The following is a 2,061-nucleotide window of genomic DNA, read 5'->3' as shown; positions in this document are numbered from 1 at the left end:
ACCACCATCATAAAAACCACAGCACGTCGCAGAGGCCGCCCGGCCGCCGATTCGGAACCAATTGCAGCGCGTGAAGTGTTCCTGGATGCCGCGTTGGAGGCCTTCGCCGACCTCGGCTATCATGGCGCATCGATACGGGAGCTTACCCGGCGACTCGATGTAAGCCACGGCCTGATCCATGCGAAATTCGGCTCCAAGCTGGATTTCTGGAAGGCATCGGTGGACCATGGGATGCAGCGCCTGGTCCAGCAAATCGAGAAAGCCGCCTTCACCGGCAACCCGGACGCAACTCCGGAGCAACGGTTGAAAGACGTGTTCGTCTCGCTCCTGATGGTGCTCGACCAGGCCCCAGCGATTTTGCGGATGATGAACCATGAGGGCATTCAGGAAAGCGAAAGGCTGGATTATATTATCAAGAGGTATATGTTGATCGGCACATTTCCGGGCGACATCATCATCGAGGAAGGTGTAAAGGCGGGCTTGTTCCGTAATGTGTCCAAGCCTGTCATATTTTTTCTGATCGCACACGGCGGCGGATCGATCTTCAGCTTGCGGGCACTGGCCTCCAATTTGGGAATCCCGCCACTCAAAACGAAAAAAGCTCGGCAATTGCAAGCTGAGGAAATCGCAGATACGCTGATCCGCGGTCTCCTTATATAGGCGCTGCGGATCCTCCCGGCCGGGAAAGGCGAGGCCGGATGGCGGAAATGACGCAGGTCGCCGAAATATTTATCCGTGACAAAACTTGTCAGTTGACAAATACAGTGGCTCGCAACGATAAGGGACGCCTGCCTTATTAAATGGCTCCTGAAAGCCAGCACGCGAAGGATTGGATGTCAATGGCAATTACCAAGCAGGAGCTTGTTGAGCGCGCACGCGCCATCGCTCCCGGCATCGCCGCTCGGGCCCAGCAGACCGAAGTGCAGCGCAAGCCACATGACGATAATATCAAGGAAATGGTCGATGCTGGCCTGATGCCGGTATTGCTGCCCAAGCGTTGGGGCGGCCATGAATTGGGCCTCGATGCCCATATGGAAATAGTCGAGGTCATCAGTTCGGCCTGCATGTCCACCGGCTGGATCGCCGGTTTCTACATGGGCCATCATTTTTTCGTCACCAAGTTCAGCGAGCGCGCTCAGGCGGACGTTTTTGCCGACGGCCCGACCTGCCTGCTGCCCGGAACGACCAACTCGCTGATGAAGGCCAAGAAAGTCACCGGCGGCTGGGAGATTTCGGGCCGCGCGACCTGGGGTTCCGGCATCATGCATGCCACATGGGCACTGGTCGGCGCCGACACTGACGACGGCCGGCGCGTATTCCTGATCCCCGCTTCGGACACGCGGTTCGATGACGTCTGGTTCATGAGCGGCATGGCCGGTACGGGCAGCAACGACATCGTGGTCGATGGCGCGTTCGTTCCCGAGCATCGCGGACTGCTGATGGAATCCTTCATGGCCGGTCCGACCGAAGGCTCGCGGATCCACGAAAATCCATTTTATTCGATGCCGCTCATGCCGTTTATCTACAATGAGATCGCCGGCTTCTTCAGCGGCGGACTCGCCGGGGCCGTTGATGCTTTCGAGACGACGATCAAGAAGCGGGTCATCACCCACAGCGAGCAGGCCACGCGGGAGCGGCCGCACAACCATATCCAGCTTGGCAGCGCCATCGCCAGTTCGATCGTCGCCAAGGAACTTGCGCGCAGCATCGTGCGGCAGACGATGCCGCTGATCGGCGGCGAGTTCGATCTGGAAACCCGCCTCCGCCTGAAGGCCCAGGCCGGTTTCCTCGCCGATCACTGCCGCCGGACGATCAACGAGATGATGAACCGGTCTGGCGCCACGAATTTCCAGTCCAGCGCACCATTGCAGCGCTTCTTTCGCGACGTGAACACCGTCGCCATCCACGCCTTCTGGGATTGGGAAGTGGCGTTCGAACAACTCGGCCGTCACCGCGTGGGCCTCGCGCCGAATAATCCACTGGTCTAATACTATTAGCCGCCCATCGAGCGGTGATCGGATAACAATAAGCCATTTTGGGGAGAGTAAAATGAACGTCAAA

Annotated in this window: 2 protein-coding genes; both read left to right on the top strand. The window is 58.4% G+C overall.

The genetic code is table 11. The annotated features are described in order from the left end of the window. A partial coding sequence (locus SPHV1_RS03035) for a TetR/AcrR family transcriptional regulator (protein WP_156367219.1) occupies positions 1-660 on the top strand: 660 nt, incomplete at its 5' end. 179 nt (positions 661-839) lie between these two features. Next, a complete protein-coding gene (locus SPHV1_RS03030) occupies positions 840-1,988 on the top strand; it encodes an acyl-CoA dehydrogenase family protein (RefSeq protein WP_054944612.1) in 1,149 nt (382 codons plus the stop codon). The last annotated feature ends 73 nt before the right edge of the window (positions 1,989-2,061 follow it).

The sequence above is a fragment of the Novosphingobium sp. KN65.2 genome (assembly GCF_001368935.1).
GTDB lineage: Bacteria > Pseudomonadota > Alphaproteobacteria > Sphingomonadales > Sphingomonadaceae > Novosphingobium > Novosphingobium mathurense.
The sequence above is the reverse complement of the archived record's forward strand: the minus strand, read 5'-3'. Positions and strand labels throughout refer to the sequence as shown.

Coding starts and splice junctions, on each gene's coding strand:
- SPHV1_RS03030 (WP_054944612.1), top strand. CDS start 840: ATGGCAATTACCAAGCAGGAGCTTGTTGAGCGCGCACGCGCCATCGCT.